At 49.7% G+C, this 16,211-nt stretch carries 14 protein-coding genes and 1 pseudogene; 1 reads left to right on the top strand and 14 read right to left on the bottom strand.

Annotation, left to right across the window (positions count from 1 at the left end):
* The 4 genes from LKD71_RS16670 to LKD71_RS16655 all read right to left on the bottom strand — a co-directional run.
* The coding region (locus LKD71_RS16670; RefSeq protein ID WP_227616267.1) for a hypothetical protein at window positions 1-386 on the bottom strand (386 nt) is incomplete at its 3' end.
* A 15-nt stretch (window positions 387-401) separates the two neighbouring features.
* Entirely contained in the window at window positions 402-704 is a 303-nt protein-coding gene (locus LKD71_RS16665) for a hypothetical protein (protein ID WP_227616266.1), read from the bottom strand.
* A 54-nt stretch (window positions 705-758) separates the two neighbouring features.
* A complete protein-coding gene (locus tag LKD71_RS16660; protein ID WP_227616265.1) occupies window positions 759-1,904 on the bottom strand; it encodes an aldo/keto reductase in 1,146 nt (381 codons plus the stop codon).
* Between the two features lie 20 nt (window positions 1,905-1,924).
* Window positions 1,925-3,142 (bottom strand): M28 family metallopeptidase, encoded by a 1,218-nt coding sequence (locus LKD71_RS16655; RefSeq protein ID WP_227616264.1) that lies wholly within the window; start codon window positions 3,140-3,142, stop codon window positions 1,925-1,927.
* Window positions 3,143-3,298: 156 nt separating this feature from the next.
* Here LKD71_RS16655 and LKD71_RS16650 point away from each other — a divergent pair, with 156 nt between their 5' ends.
* Window positions 3,299-4,162 (top strand): DegV family protein, encoded by an 864-nt coding sequence (locus LKD71_RS16650; protein ID WP_227616263.1) that lies wholly within the window; start codon window positions 3,299-3,301, stop codon window positions 4,160-4,162.
* Here the strand turns inward: LKD71_RS16650 and LKD71_RS16645 are convergent.
* The 10 genes and pseudogenes from LKD71_RS16645 to LKD71_RS16600 form a co-directional block, all read right to left on the bottom strand.
* Window positions 4,136-5,239 carry an ethanolamine utilization protein EutH gene (locus LKD71_RS16645; RefSeq protein WP_227616262.1) on the bottom strand — a complete coding sequence of 368 codons (1,104 nt, stop codon included), beginning with the start codon at window positions 5,237-5,239 and terminating at the stop codon, window positions 4,136-4,138. The genes LKD71_RS16650 and LKD71_RS16645 overlap by 27 nt on opposite strands.
* 73 nt (window positions 5,240-5,312) lie before the next feature.
* The gene (locus tag LKD71_RS16640; RefSeq protein ID WP_178046737.1) at window positions 5,313-5,816 is read right to left on the bottom strand and encodes a DUF6106 family protein; all 504 of its coding nucleotides are present in this window, start codon (window positions 5,814-5,816) and stop codon (window positions 5,313-5,315) included.
* A gap of 336 nt (window positions 5,817-6,152) precedes the next feature.
* Window positions 6,153-7,778, bottom strand: coding sequence for a chaperonin GroEL (gene groL, locus LKD71_RS16635; RefSeq protein WP_227616261.1), 1,626 nt, complete (start codon window positions 7,776-7,778; stop codon window positions 6,153-6,155).
* Window positions 7,779-7,797: 19 nt separating this feature from the next.
* Window positions 7,798-8,082, bottom strand: coding sequence for a co-chaperone GroES (locus LKD71_RS16630; RefSeq protein WP_178046735.1), 285 nt, complete (start codon window positions 8,080-8,082; stop codon window positions 7,798-7,800).
* A 252-nt stretch (window positions 8,083-8,334) separates the two neighbouring features.
* Window positions 8,335-9,114 (bottom strand): GTP-sensing pleiotropic transcriptional regulator CodY, encoded by a 780-nt coding sequence (gene codY / locus LKD71_RS16625; RefSeq protein ID WP_178046734.1) that lies wholly within the window; start codon window positions 9,112-9,114, stop codon window positions 8,335-8,337.
* Window positions 9,115-9,391: 277 nt separating this feature from the next.
* Window positions 9,392-11,458: a type I DNA topoisomerase gene (gene topA / locus LKD71_RS16620; protein ID WP_227616260.1), complete on the bottom strand. Its 2,067-nt coding sequence runs from the start codon at window positions 11,456-11,458 to the stop codon at window positions 9,392-9,394.
* A gap of 53 nt (window positions 11,459-11,511) precedes the next feature.
* On the bottom strand, window positions 11,512-12,600 hold the full coding sequence (gene dprA / locus LKD71_RS16615; protein ID WP_227616259.1) for a DNA-processing protein DprA: 1,089 nt from the start codon (window positions 12,598-12,600) through the stop codon (window positions 11,512-11,514).
* 12 nt (window positions 12,601-12,612) lie between these two features.
* Window positions 12,613-14,163 (bottom strand): YifB family Mg chelatase-like AAA ATPase, encoded by a 1,551-nt coding sequence (locus LKD71_RS16610; protein ID WP_227616258.1) that lies wholly within the window; start codon window positions 14,161-14,163, stop codon window positions 12,613-12,615.
* Between the two features lie 217 nt (window positions 14,164-14,380).
* Window positions 14,381-14,758: pseudogene (locus tag LKD71_RS16605) on the bottom strand (sigma-70 family RNA polymerase sigma factor); the annotation flags it as partial.
* Window positions 14,748-16,064: a recombinase family protein gene (locus tag LKD71_RS16600; RefSeq protein WP_227616256.1), complete on the bottom strand. Its 1,317-nt coding sequence runs from the start codon at window positions 16,062-16,064 to the stop codon at window positions 14,748-14,750. The pseudogene LKD71_RS16605 and the gene LKD71_RS16600, both read right to left, overlap by 11 nt.
* Window positions 16,065-16,211 lie beyond the last annotated feature (147 nt).

The raw sequence follows: 16,211 nt of genomic DNA, 5'->3' as shown, positions 1-16,211 counted from the left end.
TCAACGCCCAGTGACGGTTTAAATCTTTTATCCTTTGCCTGCGGTACCACGATCTCATAAAAATAAAATCCTAAATATCCAAGTGCCTGCTTCTTCATTTTATAAAAAGAAGTCCTGCCTATTCCTAACTCCTGCTGTACTTCCACATCTGTCTTATTATAATGACTGCAAAAACAGGAATGAAGGATTTCACTGAGCATCACACCATTCGGTGCATAGAACTTCACCAGTGTCATTCCACGATAGATCATATCAGACAAGCCATAAATGATCATCAGGTTATTCATTTCCCGGTGCATCTTTGGCACATTCAGCTGATTGTTATAAATGCTCAGATAACTCAATGCATATGCCATATCTTCATTGATTTTCTCCTGGCACTCCATATCCAGTTCTTCCAATTATAAATCAATAATTACACTTTTCTTCTCACAGGACTTTAATTCCGGATTCTTTTTCTTGATAAGATCAACTAAATTTTCCAATGTGTCTCGCGGCCCCAAATTCAAATGATATTCTATTACCATATACCAGGCTTCTGCAATCATTTCATCCGCGAGTTCTTCATATGTTATTTCATGTTTCCCTTCAACGACTTTTCCTACGATTGCTTTAAACCAGAAAAACTTGTAACATTCACTGGTATTGTCAAACAAACGACTGAAATTTTCGATATTTAATTCTTCAGAATAAGGTAATTGCATGACTTCCCACTTTTCAAAAAACGGACTCTGCCGAAGCAGAATCCGTTTTCTTTTTTAACACCCAAACAATTTCGCCGTTTTCTCCATCCTCTCCGCAATAGGCACGCCGAAGGGGCAGCGTTTTTCGCAGGCCCGGCAGGCGATGCATTCGGAGGCTTTGTGTTCCAGGAGCTCGTAGTGAGACTGGATCGTGGCCGGTATTTCGGGCTGCATCGTGGCCAGGTCGTAAAATTTATTGATCATTGCAATGTCCAGGTTGGAGACGCAGGGCTTGCAGTGGCCGCAGTAGGTACATTCGCCCCGGTAGGAATGGAAGGGCGCGTTGGCAATGACGGAAGCGTAATCTTTTTCTTCCTCGGATACGGTTTCGTAAGCGACAGCCGCCTCCACCTGCTCTTTCGTGTCATAGCCGCACATGATGGAACAGACTGCCGGTCGGGTCAGGGCATAGTGAATGCACTGGATGGGAGTCAGGCTTACGCCGAAGGGGGAACGTTTTTCATCAAAGAGACGGCCACCGGCAAAGCCTTTCATCACCGTGATTCCCACATCGTTCTCCTCACAGACTTTGTAGAGACGTGCCCGGTCCGCATCGATACCTTTTAAACTGGTATCAAATTCATCGGCAAACATTGTGTCGATATTTTCGCTGGCGGGAAGCATGTCAAAAGCCGGATTGATGCTGAAAAGGATCATCTCCACAAAACCGGACTCTGCCGCTTTCATCGCCATCTTCGGGTTGTGGGAGCTCATGCCAATGTGATGAATGATGCCGCTGTTTTTGAGCTCCATCACATAGTCCAGATAGTCTGAGTGCTGAATCTGCTCCCATTCCTCCTCGGAATCCACATAATGGATCATTCCGAGATCAATGTAATCGGTCTGCAGCCGTTTCAAGAGATCCTCAAAAGCGGGACGGACATATCTCATATCTCTTGTCCGGAAATACTGCTCGTCCTTCCAGGTGGAGCCGATATGGCCCTGAATAAACCACTGGCTGCGGTTCTCCTTGATTCCTTTTCCGATGATGTCTCTCGATTTCGGATCGGCCATCCAGCAATCCAGAATGTTGATCCCCTGAGAAGCAGCATAATGAATCAGCTCGATGCCCTCCTCTTCCGGATGGCGCTCCAGCCATTCTCCGCCGAAACCGATCTCGCTGACCTGAAGGTTTGTTTTTCCAAGTCTCCGTGTTTTCATTTTGGAACCTCCTGTAAAAATCACTCTTTTCTCTTTCTGAAAAGGTACTCATCCAGTTCTTTCTTAATTTTTTCCGGAATCTCTCTGGAAACCGGGCAGACAACTGCATTCGCAAAGCGCTCGGTAAATTTCACCAGGAAATCAATATCTTTCTGGAGCTGCTCCATGGACATGACTTCTTTCAGATCGTAGCGGCAGTGAATCGGCGCCACATTTTTGCTGGCAATGCGGGCAAAAGAAAGAGAAGGAACCCCTTTGTCTGCAAAAGGCGTAGAATCGCTGGAATATACGCCCGCTCTGGCCTCAACCGGGAAGCCGACCTCTGCTGCCATATAGGAAATGTAACCGGCCAGTTTTTCTTCCGCGGAAACGCAGGAAATGAATTTTCCCATATAGGTTCCGATCATATCAAGGTTGATGTTCAGCGCCACTTTTTCCAGTTCTTTCTCATGATCCCGGACATAAGCCTTGGAGCCCAGAAGTCCCCGTTCCTCGCTTCCGCAGAAAACAAAACGCAGGCCATAGTTCAGCTCTTTGTCTTTCATGGCTTCCATAATTCCGAGAAGCCCGGCGCAGCCGCTCATGTTGTCGTAGGCTCCGTGGGACAGGGAAGTGCTGTCGTAATGGGCCGTTAGCACGATAGATTCCTCTCTTTTTCCGGGAAGCCCGGCAATGACATTATGGGATTCTCCGTCGTATTCTTTCTGGGACACTTCCAGACGAATTGTTTTTACTTTATTTTTTACCAGTTCTACTGCCTGGCGGGAATGAATCATGGCGCAGAGTACTTTTTTCTCTCCGCTTACCACCTCTCTGAGGTCTCTCTGATCGATATCGTCGTTTGGATAATAAGCATTTCCATACTGAAACAGGATTGCCTTTGCTCCCGCTTTCATCAGATCCTGATAAGCGAAAAAGCCGATTCCCTGGGTATCAAAAAGTACGACCTTGTCCTTTGCTCCGGCCATGGAAACAGGGTCTGTTCCCGGCATGTAGTAAAGCTCTCCTTCTACCACACCGCTGCCGCAGCAGTTGAAGGCCTTGCAGGGAATCTCTTTTCCGTCTGCAAAAAGATGAGCCTCCTCGATATCACTCATGGCCACGCGAAACGGTTCGATCCGCGCCGGAACGCCTAAGCTTTCGCACTGGCCCTTCAGAAATTCTGCCACAGCCAGCTCTTCCTTCGTGCCGCTGGCATGAACGAAATCCGTGGAATCAAAAATGTTCTGTAAATTCATGATAACGTCTCCTTTGTATAATCTTTTAGTTAAGCTTAACATTTCAGGGAACTTTTTACAACGGGGAATCTCACCTGATTGTGAAATCTGGTATGCACAATCACCTTTTTTATGGTAAGATGATAGAAATCAAAAATCAAAAAGGAGAGAAAAAACATGGCGATCTGCAACAGAGTAAAAATCATTTCAGACAGTACCTGCGACCTTTCACCGGAATTGATTGCAAAATATAATATCGATATTCTGCCTCTTCACATTCTTCTGGGTGAAAATGAATACGAGGATGGAAAAAACATTGCACCGGATCAGATTTATGCCTGGTCCGATGAACATAAGACGACTCCCAAAACCTCTGCTCCGTCACTGGAAACCGCTATTGAACTTTTCCGGCCCTATGTAAAAGAGCGGCGCGAAGTGGTCTGTTTTTCCATCTCTTCCAGCATGTCCACTTCCGGTAATGTCATGCGCCTCGCAGCAGAAGAACTGGAGGCTTCAGACCTTATTACCGTTGTCGATTCCGCCAGCCTTTCCACCGGAATCGGGCTTCTTGTAATAGAAGCCTCTATTATGGCTGAGAATCACTGCTCAGCCAAAGAAATCGTTTCCGCTATAGAGACGTTAAAACCAAAGGTCCGGGCAAGTTTCGTTGTGGATACTCTTACTTATCTGTACCGGGGCGGCCGCTGCAATGCCGTTGCTGCCATGGCAGGAAGCGTTTTCAAACTGCATCCCAAAATTGTGGTAGAAAATGGAGCCATGAACGCAGACAAAAAGTACCGTGGAAAAATCGCCGCTGTCATCATGGCCTATGTGAAAGATATGGAAGAAGATTTAAAAGACGCACGGCGCGACCGTGTATTTATTACCCATTCCGGCTGTGACCGTGCGACCGTCGATGCAGTACACTCCTATCTGGAGTCCTTAGGAGTCTTTCATGAAATCCTGGAGACTCAGGCTGGCGGTGTTATTTCCAGCCATTGTGGCCCTGGAACTTTAGGCGTTCTCTTTATCGCAAAATAAATCCATAGGGACATCTAGCTTCTCCGTCAGCAAATACGCCGTTACTCCTCCCAGAATACCGCCGACAAATTTCACCGCCAACAGCGGCACCACCATTTCTTTCTGTATTCCAAAGGTAAATCCCAGGTGGGCTGCCAGGGCGGAGGCGGCGGAGACCAGGAAGGCGGCGTTTACGATCTTGCCGCGGCGGTCCATGTCGCGGATGAGGGCGATGGCGGGGACGACGCTGACGCCGCCGAGGAGGAGGCCGGTCATGCTGGCGCTGTTCATGCCGGTCTTTTTGCCGAGCCAGGCAAGGGGCACTTTTAAAATCCGCTGGAGAAGCTCCGCCATCGGAAGGCTTCCCAGCATGACGATGCCGATGGAGGAAACAGTCTTCATGGCCTCCTCAAGGGGCGTCATCGGAAAGGGAAGGCTTACGCCGGTCATATAGGCGAAGGCCCCAAAGATCAGTCCCAGCGTGGAAATCAGGCGGATCGCATTGGAAAAATGAAGGAAGCCCCTTACAAGCTGATCCGGCCATTTTGCAATGCCAAGGGCCAGAGCAAGGCAGGCCAGGAACACCGGAAGGCTTTGACGGATCGTGTTCAACGGCATCAGGCCGGTCAGAAGGCCTCCAAGAAAGAGGGATACCGGAAGCAGAATCAGGCCAAAAAGGATGCCTCTTGCAAAGAGGGGCCGGTCTTTTTCCGGAACCATTCCCATGCCGACGGGAATGGTAAAGGTCACGGTACAGCCCAGGGTTGCTGCCACGAGAATGCCTGCATAGGAGGCCACTTTCGGATCGGCTGCCAGTTCTACTGCCAGCTGAAAACCACCCATATCAATAGCGATGATACCGCCCAGCATGGCGGGGTCCAGGCCAAGGAGCTTCCAGAAAGGCACGATTGTTTTTTCAAGGCCCAGGGTCAGAAGGGGCACCAGGCAGATGATTCCTGCCATGGAAAGAGCCGTGGCCCCTAAAAGCTCAAAACCTTCCTCAAAACGTTTTCCCAGGCCGAAACGGTTCCCCAGAATCCGGTCCAGGCCGCCTAAGACAGCCCCGCAGGCCATCACCCACATGATCAAAATATTCATATTTTTTCTCCTCACAGAAAAAGCGTAAGCGCTTTCAGATGATCTGAAAACCGCATACGCTTTTCTTTTTCTTTTAATACAGTTTTACACTTCTCGGAGCAATGCGCTGCATATCTTTGATGATCGCCTCATTGGGATCAAAATAGATGAGTTCCATGCCCTTGTCGCCGTTGATCGCCATACCGAAGGTCTTAGCATTTTCTTCCAGGGAAGAGTAATCGTGAACCTTGATATCTTTCCGGTTACGGAAGGAATCCAGCTCGTGGGAATTTTTCGGAGCAACGATCTCCACTTTCTTCATATCGTAGCTTCCCACTCTTTTTCTCTTCTGCTTGGACATAATCTTGTCGATATCCAGCTCTCCGTTCACATAGAGATATTCGTACTCCAGATCCAGAGACGGCAGCTTGAAGTAGTCCACCACGCCCATAACAACAGCCAGAAGCAGGATGATCGGATTGAACAGGATGCCTCCCAATACGAAAATGACGGTAGCGCCGATCATCAGAACCTTCAGCAGAGTGTCGGTGGATGTCTTCTTTTTCTTTACGAGTAATTCTATATACAAATCGCTCATAAATTTGTTCCTCCTTTGTCAGTTTGCTCATAAATGCTGATGTTTTTTCTAAACATCAGCGTAACTGTTCAGAGCCACCTCCAAAATGCTGCGTATTTCGTCGGTGTGGCGTATCCACCAAATAGATTTCCAGGTAAAAGTGTTCATTCATGCAAGCATGATTCACACTTTTGCATGAAAATCTGCTTGGCTCTGAACAGTTACACATCATCATTGCTTTCTATTATAACTCTTTTTTTTAGGGAATGGAAGTAAAGAATTATAAACTTATGATAAAAAGAAAACCGCCGCCACAGGGGCGACGGTCTTCGCTTTGCTTATTTTTTATAGCTGGGATTACATCATTCCCATTCCGCCAGCTGCACCTGCGGGAGCTGCCGGAACCGGCTCTTTGATGTTTGCTACTACGGACTCGGTAGTCAGGAAGGTAGAAGCAACGCTGGTTGCGTTCTGCAGAGCGCTTCTGGTAACTTTGGCCGGATCCAGGATACCTGCATCTACCATGTTTACATACTCTTCTTTGTATGCATCGAAGCCCATGCCAACCTCGGACTCTCTTACTTTGTTGATGATAACGGCACCCTCAAGACCTGCGTTTGCAGCGATCTGATGAAGCGGAGCCTCCAGAGCTTTCAGTACAACTTTTGCTCCAGTCTTCTCATCACCTTCCAGCTCGTTTACCAGCTCGGCAACAGACTTGGAAGCGTGGATGTAAGCAGATCCGCCACCGGATACGATACCCTCTTCAACAGCTGCTCTTGTAGCATTCAGGGCATCCTCCATACGGAGTTTTGCTTCTTTCATCTCGGTCTCAGTAGCAGCACCTACACGGATAACAGCTACGCCGCCAGCCAGTTTAGCCAGTCTCTCCTGCAGTTTCTCTTTATCGAATTCGGAAGTGGTCTCCTCGATTCTTGCTTTGATCTGAGCGACACGATCCTGAATGTTCTTCTTGTCGCCAGCGCCGTCAACGATAACGGTGGTCTCTTTCTGAACTTTAACTGATTTTGCTCTTCCCAGCTGATCCAGAGTGGTGTCTTTAAGCTCCAGACCCAGCTCCTCGGAGATTACGGTACCGCCGGTCAGGATTGCGATATCCTGCAGCATCTCTTTTCTTCTGTCGCCATAGCCCGGTGCTTTCACGCCGACTACCTGCAGAGTACCACGCAGTTTGTTCATGATCAGGGTGGTCAGAGCCTCACCCTCGATATCCTCAGCGATGATGAGAAGTTTCTTGCCGGACTGTACGATCTGCTCCAGCAGCGGCAGAACTTCCTGAATATTGGAGATCTTCTTGTCGGTAATCAGGATGTACGGATCATCCAGGATAGCTTCCATTTTCTCCATATCGGTAGACATGTAAGCGGAAATATATCCTCTGTCGAACTGCATACCTTCTACCAGGTCAAGCTCGGTCTTCATGGTCTTGCTCTCTTCAATGGTGATAACGCCGTCACTGGAAACTTTCTCCATAGCGTCTGCTACCATGTTTCCTACCTCGTCATCGCCTGCGGAGATAGCTGCTACTCTTGCCATCTGAGCTTTGCCGGTTACTTTGCTACTCATTTTTGCGATAGCTTCTACAGCGCACTCAGTTGCTTTCTTCATACCTTTACGAAGAACAATGGGGTTAGCGCCTGCTTCCAGGTTTTTCATACCCTCGCGGATCATTGCCTGTGCCAGAACGGTTGCAGTTGTGGTACCGTCACCGGCTACATCGTTGGTCTTGGTAGCTACTTCTTTTACCAGCTGAGCGCCCATATTCTCGAAAGCGTCCTCAAGCTCAACCTCTTTTGCGATGGTAACACCGTCATTGGTGATGAGGGGAGCACCGTACTGTTTATCCAGAACTACGTTTCTTCCTTTGGGTCCAAGCGTTACCTTTACGGTATCTGCCAGTTTATCTACGCCTGCTGCAAGAGCTTTTCTTGCGTCTGTTCCATATTTAATGTCTTTAGCCATGATGAATTTCCTCCTTCTATTACTCTACGATAGCCAGAATGTCGCTCTGTTTTACGATGATATATTCTTCGTCCTCGAGTTTTACCTCGTTGCCTGAATATTTGGAATAAATCACTTTGTCGCCAACCTTTACCTGCATGGTAACTTCTTTTCCGTCAACCATTCCGCCCGGGCCTACTGCTACAACCTCAGCCTCCTGGGGTTTCTCCTGGGATTTAGCTGCAAGGATGATTCCGGATTTTGTTGTCTCTTCTGCTTCAAACTGTTTTAATACAACTCTGTCGCCTAAAGGTACTAACTTCATAATATATTCCTCCTTAATAATATGCTCTCTCATTTGCGTTATTAGCACTCACTTTTATCGAGTGCTAACCGTTGCCCTTATATTAGTGAAAAAGTGGAAAATGTGCAAACCTGATTATACCTGTAAATTATGGTATATTTTTTAATTATCTCTTATTTCCTCTATTTTACTCTCTTTTTTATATGTTTTTGTTTTTTACCGAAAAAAAGCACCGCACCAGTTTTTTCTGATGCAGCGCTTCTTTTGTATGTTTTATTTCTTCTGTTTCTTGATTTCGGCCAGTTCGTCGAAAACCACATCGTTCAGAACCTTGATGTAGGTGCCTTTCATTCCGCTGGAGCGGGACTCGATGACGCCGGCACTCTCGAATTTTCGAAGGGCGTTGACGATAACGGAACGGGTGATACCCACGCGGTCTGCGATCTTGCTGGCAACCAGGATACCTTCCATGCCGTCCAGCTCGTCAAAGATGTGAATGATGGCTTCCAGCTCGGAGAAGGAAAGGGTGTTGATGGCAGATTTTACGATCTGGATCTTGCGGTTCTCCTCCGCGTTCTCCTCATGAACGGAACGCATCATCTCCAGGCCCACAACGGTGGTGCCATACTCACTTAAGATAATATCATCGATCTCATACTGGCTGTCGCTCTTGTACATAAACACAGTTCCGAGACGCTCGCCGGCAATGTCGATGGGGTTAATGATGGCCTGATACTTTTTGATATTGTCTCCCACAAAGCCCAGGGTCTCCAGATTGACATTTTCTTTCGTGGAAAGGACTCCCAGGAGGCGCTCATTCAGCATGGAATCAATGTAGCCGCCCACTTCATCGTCGATAAGTTCTTTGATCTCTTCCACTCCAGGACAAAGACTGACACCAAGGACTTTTCCCTTCCGGCTGATAACCAGAATATTGGAATCCAGAATTTCTGTCAGTACCTGGCATATATCGTTGAAAACGACTTTACTGGAATTGTTGTTATGCAAAAGCTTATTGATTTTCCTTGTCTTGTCTAATAACTGTACGCTCATCTTTTCCTCCTTGCCTGGTGAAATATTGCTCCAAAAGGGCCAAAAAATGCAACTGTTATCAAAATAACGTAGCTTTTCTTCACTATAGCACAGAGTTTTCAGAATTGCAATGTTTATCTGAAAAATTACTAAATTATTCAGAGCCCATCTCGATTCCGCTTCGCTTCATCTCGATTTGGCTACTCGCCAAATAGATTCACTGACAAAAGTGTTCGTTCATGCAAGCATGACTCACACTTTCATCAATGAATCTGCTTGGCTCTGAATAATCAAAAAATTATTTATTTTCCACATAATTGCAGGCTTCTCCGGAACAAACGAGCTTATTTCCTTTTTCTACAAGCATAGAACCGCATTTCGGACACAGTTTTCCGGAGGGTTTCTGCCAGGACATGTAGTCGCATTCCGGATTGTCCTCGCAGCCGTAATATTTTCTGCCCTTCTTGGTCTTGCGGATGACGATATCCTTGCCGCATTTCGGGCAGGCCACGCCGATCTTCTCGAGATAGGGCTTGGTATTTTTGCACTCAGGGAAGCCCGGGCAGGCCAGGAACTTTCCGTGAGGACCGTATTTAATGACCATGTTTCTGCCGCATTTGTCGCAGATCACATCGGTGACTTCGTCCTCGATCTTCACATGTTCCAGCTCTTTGTCCGCCTTTTTCACCAGTTCTTCAAGATCCGGATAGAAATTTCTGATAATTGTCTTCCATTTCACGGTGCCCTCTTCCACTTTATCGAGAAGTGCTTCAAGATAAGCGGTAAAGTTCACATCCACGATGCTCGGGAAAGCCTGCTTCATGATGGAATTGACTACCTCGCCGAGCTCGGTCATGTAGAGATTCTTGTTCTCCTTGGCCACATAGCGGCGGGCGATGATCGTCGTGATCGTCGGCGCGTAGGTACTGGGGCGTCCGATACCCAGCTCCTCCAGCGTTTTTACCAGGGCGGCCTCTGTGTAATGAGCCGGCGGCTGGGTAAAGTGCTGTTCCGGATGAAACTCTTTCAGGCTCAGCTTCGTGTCGGTGCCGATGCCTTTTAAAAGAACGTTGTTCTCCTCTTTTTCTGCGGAGTCATCCACATAGACGGACATGAAGCCGTCGAAGGAGAGACGGGAAGCGGACACATGGAAATTGTAATCCCCTGCCTGAATCTTTACCTGGGTAGTCTCGTAAACTGCATTCGCCATGCGGCTCGCGGTGAAGCGTTTCCAAATCAGCTGATAGAGACGGAACTGGTCACGGCTTAAGGACTCTTTCACCAGAATCGGCGACCGGGTGATATCGGAAGGACGGATGGCCTCGTGGGCATCCTGGATCCTTTTGGCACTTTTTTTCGCCTCGGTGGTTCCCTCCGCGACATAATTTTCTCCATAATTGGAAGCTACATAGGCTCTTGCCGCCTGGTCGGCTTCCTCGGAGATACGGGTGGAATCGGTACGAAGGTAGGTAATCAGACCCACGGTACCGCTGCCCTTGATGTCGATTCCTTCATAGAGCTGCTGAGCGATCCGCATGGTCTTCTGGGTGGAAAAATTCAGAACTTTGGATGCTTCCTGCTGCAGCGTACTGGTCGTGAAGGGAAGGGGCGCTTTCTTGACGCGCTCGCCTTTTTTCACATCGCTGACCTGGTACTCGGCATTTTTCAGCTTCTCCAGAATTTCGTTGACCTCCTCCTCGCTGTGGAGCAGGAGTTTCTTTTTGTCTGTTCCATAAAATTTTGCCTTCAGAGGTTTTTTCTCCCCGGCGATATTAAAATCTGCGTCCAGGGTCCAGTACTCCTCCGGAATAAAGGAGTTGATCTCCTCCTCCCGGTCCGCAATAATGCGAAGGGCCACAGACTGCACACGGCCGGCGCTTAAGCCTCTTTTTACCTTCGCCCAGAGCACCGGGCTGATCAGGTAACCTACCATACGGTCCAGAATCCGGCGGGTCTGCTGGGCATTGACCAGATTCATATCGATATCCCTTGCATGTTTTAAGGAATCCTTTACCGCATTTTTGGTGATCTCATTGAAGGTGATACGGTTCATTTTACTCTCGTCCAGCTTCAGCGCTTTGGAAAGGTGCCAGGAAATGGCTTCTCCTTCGCGGTCCGGGTCGGTTGCGAGATAAACTTTGTCCGCCTTCTTCGCAGACTTACGAAGGGAGGCAAGAATGTCTCCCTTTCCTCTGATGGTGATATATTTTGGTTCATAGTCATTTTCCACGTCCACTCCCAGCTGGCTTTTGGGAAGGTCACGCACATGACCGTTGGATGCAGCCACCTCATAATTGCTGCCCAAGAATTTTTTGATCGTTTTGACTTTTGTCGGTGACTCTACGATCACAAGATATTTTGCCATGAACAAACTCCTCCATGCGGCGCGGAATGGCAGGCTTCCTGTGATCTTCCGCGTCACTTTCTATAATAATACCTGGATTTTTCTTCGATCAGATCCATAAGCTCCAGGGAAAGCAGAGCGGTGAGTACCTCTTCTCTCGGAAGCCCGGTCTCAATCCCTATGACTTCCAGACTTTTCCCCCGGAAATCTACACAACTATAAACCATACTTTCTGTTTTTTCAAGTGTCAATTCATTTTTTCTTAAATTTTCATAATTTCTGTTTGTGATGCCAAGCTCCGTCAAAAAGCCGTTCAGAGAGCAGAAAATCCCGGCTCCCTGGCTGATGAGACGGTTGCAGCCCTGGCTTAAGGGGTCCTCAATCCGGCCCGGAACCGCATAAACATCCTTCCCCTGCTCCAGCGCATAGTCAGCGGTGATAAGAGAGCCACTCTTTAAACGGGCCTCCACCACGAGGATCGCGTCGGAAAGGCCTGAGATGATCCGGTTCCGATAGGGAAAATGCCAGGCAATGGGTGGAGTGCCCGGCGGATACTCGGAAATCAGTCCTCCGCCCGTTTCCAACATCTGATAAAGCCCGCGGTTATGTCTCGGATAACAGAGATCCGGCCCGCAGCCAAGGACGGCATAGCTCGCTCCTCCTGCCAGAAGTGCCGCTTCCTGGGCCGCCCCGTCGATGCCGGATGCCATGCCGGAAATCACAGGGATTCCCTCCAAAGCCAGTGCTCCGGCAGTTTCTTTTGCCAACGAAAGACCGACGTGGCTTGCCCAGCGGGCCCCCACGATAGCCGCGGCCTGGACTTTCTTTTTCTCTTTTTCAAACTGAGGGAGCCTTCCTTTCACAAAAAGGCCGCAGGGTGCATGGGGAATCTCCCTTAACCGGGCCGGATAGGCAGGATGCTCCATGGAATAAAAGTCGATCTCTTTTTCCTGCAGCTCCTTTTCCTCGCGGGAAAGCTCCCCCGCTGTCCGGGTTCTTAAAAGCTCCTCCCGGGCGGCCTCACTTAAAAACTCCGCTTTTTCCACTTTTGCCGCCGGCGCTATAAACATATTTTCCGGCGTTTCAAAATATTCCAGACATTTCACTCTCTGCTCTGGCAGGATTTTCGTCTGATACATAAACCATCTCCAGTATTCTTCCATAAAACTCCTCCTTTATCCCCAGTATTTCTCATCGGCTGCCCGGAAGGCCGCCGCCTCGGCCAGGTGCTTTTTCCCGATGTTTTCACTCTCATCCATATCTGCCAGGGTCCGGGCCACTTTCAAAAGCCGGTGACAACTCCTGGCCGTCAGAGAAAATTTCTGATACATGCCCTCCAGAAGCTTTTCCTCCGCCGCGCCAAGGGCGCAGTATTTCTGCACCCCGGCGGAATCAAGATCCCCGTTAAAGCGGTAGGACGTCCCCTCGTAACGCCGCGCCTGAATCTTCTGCACCTTCTCCACCCGGCTGCGGATCGCCGCAGAATCCTCCTCTTTTGTTCCTTTTGGCTGTTTTTTCAGAAGTTCCTCAAAGGGAATCCTCGACATCTCCGCGCTGAGATCCATCCGGTCCAGCAAAGGGCGGCTGATCCGGTGCAGATACCCGTGAATCTCCCGTTCCGTGCAGGTACAGCGGGTCAGATCCGGATAATAGCCGCATTTGCAGGGATTCATGGCCGCCAGTAAAAGAAAATCCGCGGGAAATTCTTCAGAATAATTGCTCCGGCTGATGAGAATTTTCCGGTTTTCCAGAGGCTGACGGAGGACTTCGAGGGCCATCCGGGGAAATTCCGGAAGTTCGTCTAAGAATAAAACGCCCCGGTGAGCCAGGCTGATCTCCCCCGGTCTTGGAATCCTTCCGCCTCCCGAGAGGGCCTGGGTCGTGATCGTGTGATGGGGCGCCCGGAAAGGCCTCTCCGTCACCAGCGGATGCTCTGTATTTAAAAGACCGGCGATACTATATATGGAAGAGATTTCGAGAACCTCGTCCCGGGAAAGGCCCGGCAGGATCGAAGGAATCCGGCTCGCCAGCATGGATTTTCCGCTGCCGGGAGGTCCGATGAGAAGAAGGTTATGGAAACCTGAGACCGCGATCTCCGCCGCCCGTCGGGCCTCCTGCTGCCCCCGGATATCCCGGAAATCAGGCCCGGTGTAGGCAGAAGCTTCAACAGAAACTTTTCCTGTCACGGAAACCGTTTTCCAGCGCGGTTCCGGTGAGAGGAACGATACTGCTTCTTTCAGCGTTTTCACGCCGATGACTGGCAGAATCCCGGCATATTCCGCCTCTTTTACATTGTCCCAGGGCACCATGCAGGCCCGGCAGCCCTCCCTTTTCGCCTCCAGCACCACGGGAAGAATGCCGCTCACCGGGCAGACCTCGCCGTTTAAGCCGAGCTCTCCCACCACCAGAAGACCTTCCGTATGTTTTTCCTCCAGAAGGCCGTAGGCGGAAAGAATCGCCAGAGCTACGGGAAGATCAAAAAAGCTACCTTCCTTTTTAAAGCCTGCCGGGGCCAGATTGACTGTGAGTTTCTTTGGCTCCAGCGCAAAATCGCTGTTTTTCAGTGCAGTCCGGACCCTGTCCATGGTCTCCCGGACCTGCCCCGCCAGGTAGCCCACCATCACCGCGCCCGGAAGGCCGTTGCTCACATCTGCCTCCACACGGATTTTCCGGGCTGTGAGTCCAAAAACCGACGCGGAGAGTATACTGCTGTACAAAACGATCATGCCTCCTCTTTTTCTGCACGCAAAAAACAGACAGTAAACCTACGGCCCGGGCATGCAGTTATTTTATTTTATAAATTTGTTGTGATAATTCCGGCAGAACTGCCATGAAAGAACAGGAGAAGAACATCTCCCGATAACACTATCATACCTCACAGATGAAAAATCTGCAAGTACCTTTTTTGCGGAACCTCCGGCCCTTGAGCCGGAAAGCTCCGCCTTACAATACTTCCTCTGAATCGAGGCGCTTTTTCAGCTTTCCCAGGGCGCCTTTTTCGATCCTGGAAACGTAGGAACGGGAAATATGAAGTTTCTCCGCAATCTCCCGCTGGGTCTTCTCCTCCCCGCCGAACATGCCGTAGCGCAGGATCAGTACACGCTTCTCCCGCTCCGTCAGGGTTCCATCAAAAATTTTATACAGCCGCCTTAAGTTTTTCCGGAAATCCATGGCCTCCGCGATATCGCCATCGCTGCTCTCCAGAATATCCAGGAGACTGATCTCGTTCCCTTCCTTGTCGGTGCCGATGGGTTCGTAAAGGGAGACCTCCCGGCCGTTTTTCTTTCTGGAACGAAAGAGCATGAGAAGCTCATTTGCTATCCTCACCTGAGGGCTCCAGCTTCGCCTCTTCGCCGTCCCAGACGACTCTTTTCAGAAGTGTTCGCAGCTTCCGCCGCTTCTCTTCCACGGAAAGCGCCTCCAAATCCGGGTCGATTTTTTCTAAAATTTCCCGGTCCAGAAGGTTTCCGTTGGCATTTTTCCGGTTACAGAGACTCTTGCGACTCCGCTCCTTGAGGCTGCAGATGTAAGTGTAGATCCGTTTGTCCTCAGCATCCCTTCTTGGGGTAAGTTTCGGGTACATCCGGCTTCCGCAGGCACAAAAAAGAAGCCCGGTCAGCAGTGCTTCATTCTCGCTGCCCCTGGGCTTTCGGTAAGCTCCGGAACCATTTCTCTTTAAGTTTTCCTGCACCGGAACCCAGCGGCTCCCGGGGATGAGACCGGGGTGCTGCCCCACCGCCACGATCCATTCCGCCGTCGGCAGAAACTCAGTCTTTTTTCCTTTTTCCTGGCGAGTCCGATTGTAGGCCAGCATTCCATGAAGGCCGTCGAAAGCCGCCCTTGGAGAAGAAACTTCCGTCCCCGCCCGGTCAAAATACTCCCAGGCGTCTGAATCCGCCGTCAGATAGACCGGATTTTCCAGAATGGCCCTGATGGAAAAACGGGTGAAAGACCGGCCGTTTTTCGTCCGTATCCCCGCTTTCATAAGCTCCGCCTCGGTTCCGGCAAGAGACTCCGTCGCTTCGTAACTTTCGTAAATCTTCCGGACGATCTTTGCTTCTTCCGGAACCAGCTTTAGCTGACAGCTTTTTCGCGTTTTCCCATCCAGAGAGATGCTGCTCACCGCCTCCGAAGTATAGCCCGTCGGCGTGGTTCCGCCAAGCCAGCGGCCGGTTCGGGCCAGCTCCCGCATATTATCGCGGATCCGCTCGGCGATGGTCTCCCGCTCCAGCTGAGAAAACACCGAGGCGATATACATCATGGCCCTGCCCATCGGTGTTCCCGTGTCGAACTGCTCCCGGATGGAAATGAAGGCCGTCCCGAGAGCCGAAAGCTCCTCGATAAGGCCGGCGAAATCACTGATGTTGCGGCTGATCCGGTCTAGGCGGTAGACAACGATGGCCCGGCAGCCGCCTTTCCGGACAAAAGCCATCATGCGCTGAAAACCGGGCCGTTTTAAGTTTCCCCCGGAAAAACCTTCGTCCTCATAGAGAAAGGTCTCTTCCAGGGCTTCTTCCCCAAAATGAAATTTTATGTACTCCCGGCAGAGCTCCGTCTGATTGCCGATGCTCTCCCCTTTTCCCGTAAAACGGGATTTTCTGGAATAAATGACGATGTTTCCCTCCATAGCTGGGCTTCACCTGCTTTTTGCACACTCTCTTTCTATATGTATCGCAAAAGTGCAAAAATAAGTACCGCCTAGTGTGCTGTCTCATTGACTTTCAGTTAAATAACGCAGAATGTTTTTTCATCGACAAGGCGACTGAACGAGGCG

The sequence above is a fragment of the Fusicatenibacter faecihominis genome (assembly GCF_020686945.1).
Taxonomy (GTDB): Bacteria; Bacillota; Clostridia; order Lachnospirales; family Lachnospiraceae; genus Limivivens; species Limivivens faecihominis.
Note: the sequence above shows the minus strand (reverse complement) of the source record. Positions and strands in the feature narration are given on the sequence as shown.

Bases quoted from the DNA above. Each gene is read 5' to 3' on its own strand.
- LKD71_RS16610 (WP_227616258.1), bottom strand. From the start codon at position 14,163: ATGATCGTTTTGTACAGCAGTATACTCTCCGCGTCGGTTTTTGGACTC.
- LKD71_RS16660 (WP_227616265.1), bottom strand. From the start codon at position 1,904: ATGAAAACACGGAGACTTGGAAAAACAAACCTTCAGGTCAGCGAGATC.
- LKD71_RS16600 (WP_227616256.1), bottom strand. From the start codon at position 16,064: ATGGAGGGAAACATCGTCATTTATTCCAGAAAATCCCGTTTTACGGGA.
- codY (WP_178046734.1), bottom strand. From the start codon at position 9,114: ATGAGCGTACAGTTATTAGACAAGACAAGGAAAATCAATAAGCTTTTG.
- LKD71_RS16655 (WP_227616264.1), bottom strand. From the start codon at position 3,142: ATGAATTTACAGAACATTTTTGATTCCACGGATTTCGTTCATGCCAGC.
- dprA (WP_227616259.1), bottom strand. From the start codon at position 12,600: ATGGAAGAATACTGGAGATGGTTTATGTATCAGACGAAAATCCTGCCA.
- LKD71_RS16640 (WP_178046737.1), bottom strand. From the start codon at position 5,816: ATGAGCGATTTGTATATAGAATTACTCGTAAAGAAAAAGAAGACATCC.
- topA (WP_227616260.1), bottom strand. From the start codon at position 11,458: ATGGCAAAATATCTTGTGATCGTAGAGTCACCGACAAAAGTCAAAACG.
- groL (WP_227616261.1), bottom strand. From the start codon at position 7,778: ATGGCTAAAGACATTAAATATGGAACAGACGCAAGAAAAGCTCTTGCA.
- LKD71_RS16630 (WP_178046735.1), bottom strand. From the start codon at position 8,082: ATGAAGTTAGTACCTTTAGGCGACAGAGTTGTATTAAAACAGTTTGAA.
- LKD71_RS16650 (WP_227616263.1), top strand. From the start codon at position 3,299: ATGGCGATCTGCAACAGAGTAAAAATCATTTCAGACAGTACCTGCGAC.
- LKD71_RS16665 (WP_227616266.1), bottom strand. From the start codon at position 704: ATGCAATTACCTTATTCTGAAGAATTAAATATCGAAAATTTCAGTCGT.
- LKD71_RS16645 (WP_227616262.1), bottom strand. From the start codon at position 5,239: ATGAATATTTTGATCATGTGGGTGATGGCCTGCGGGGCTGTCTTAGGC.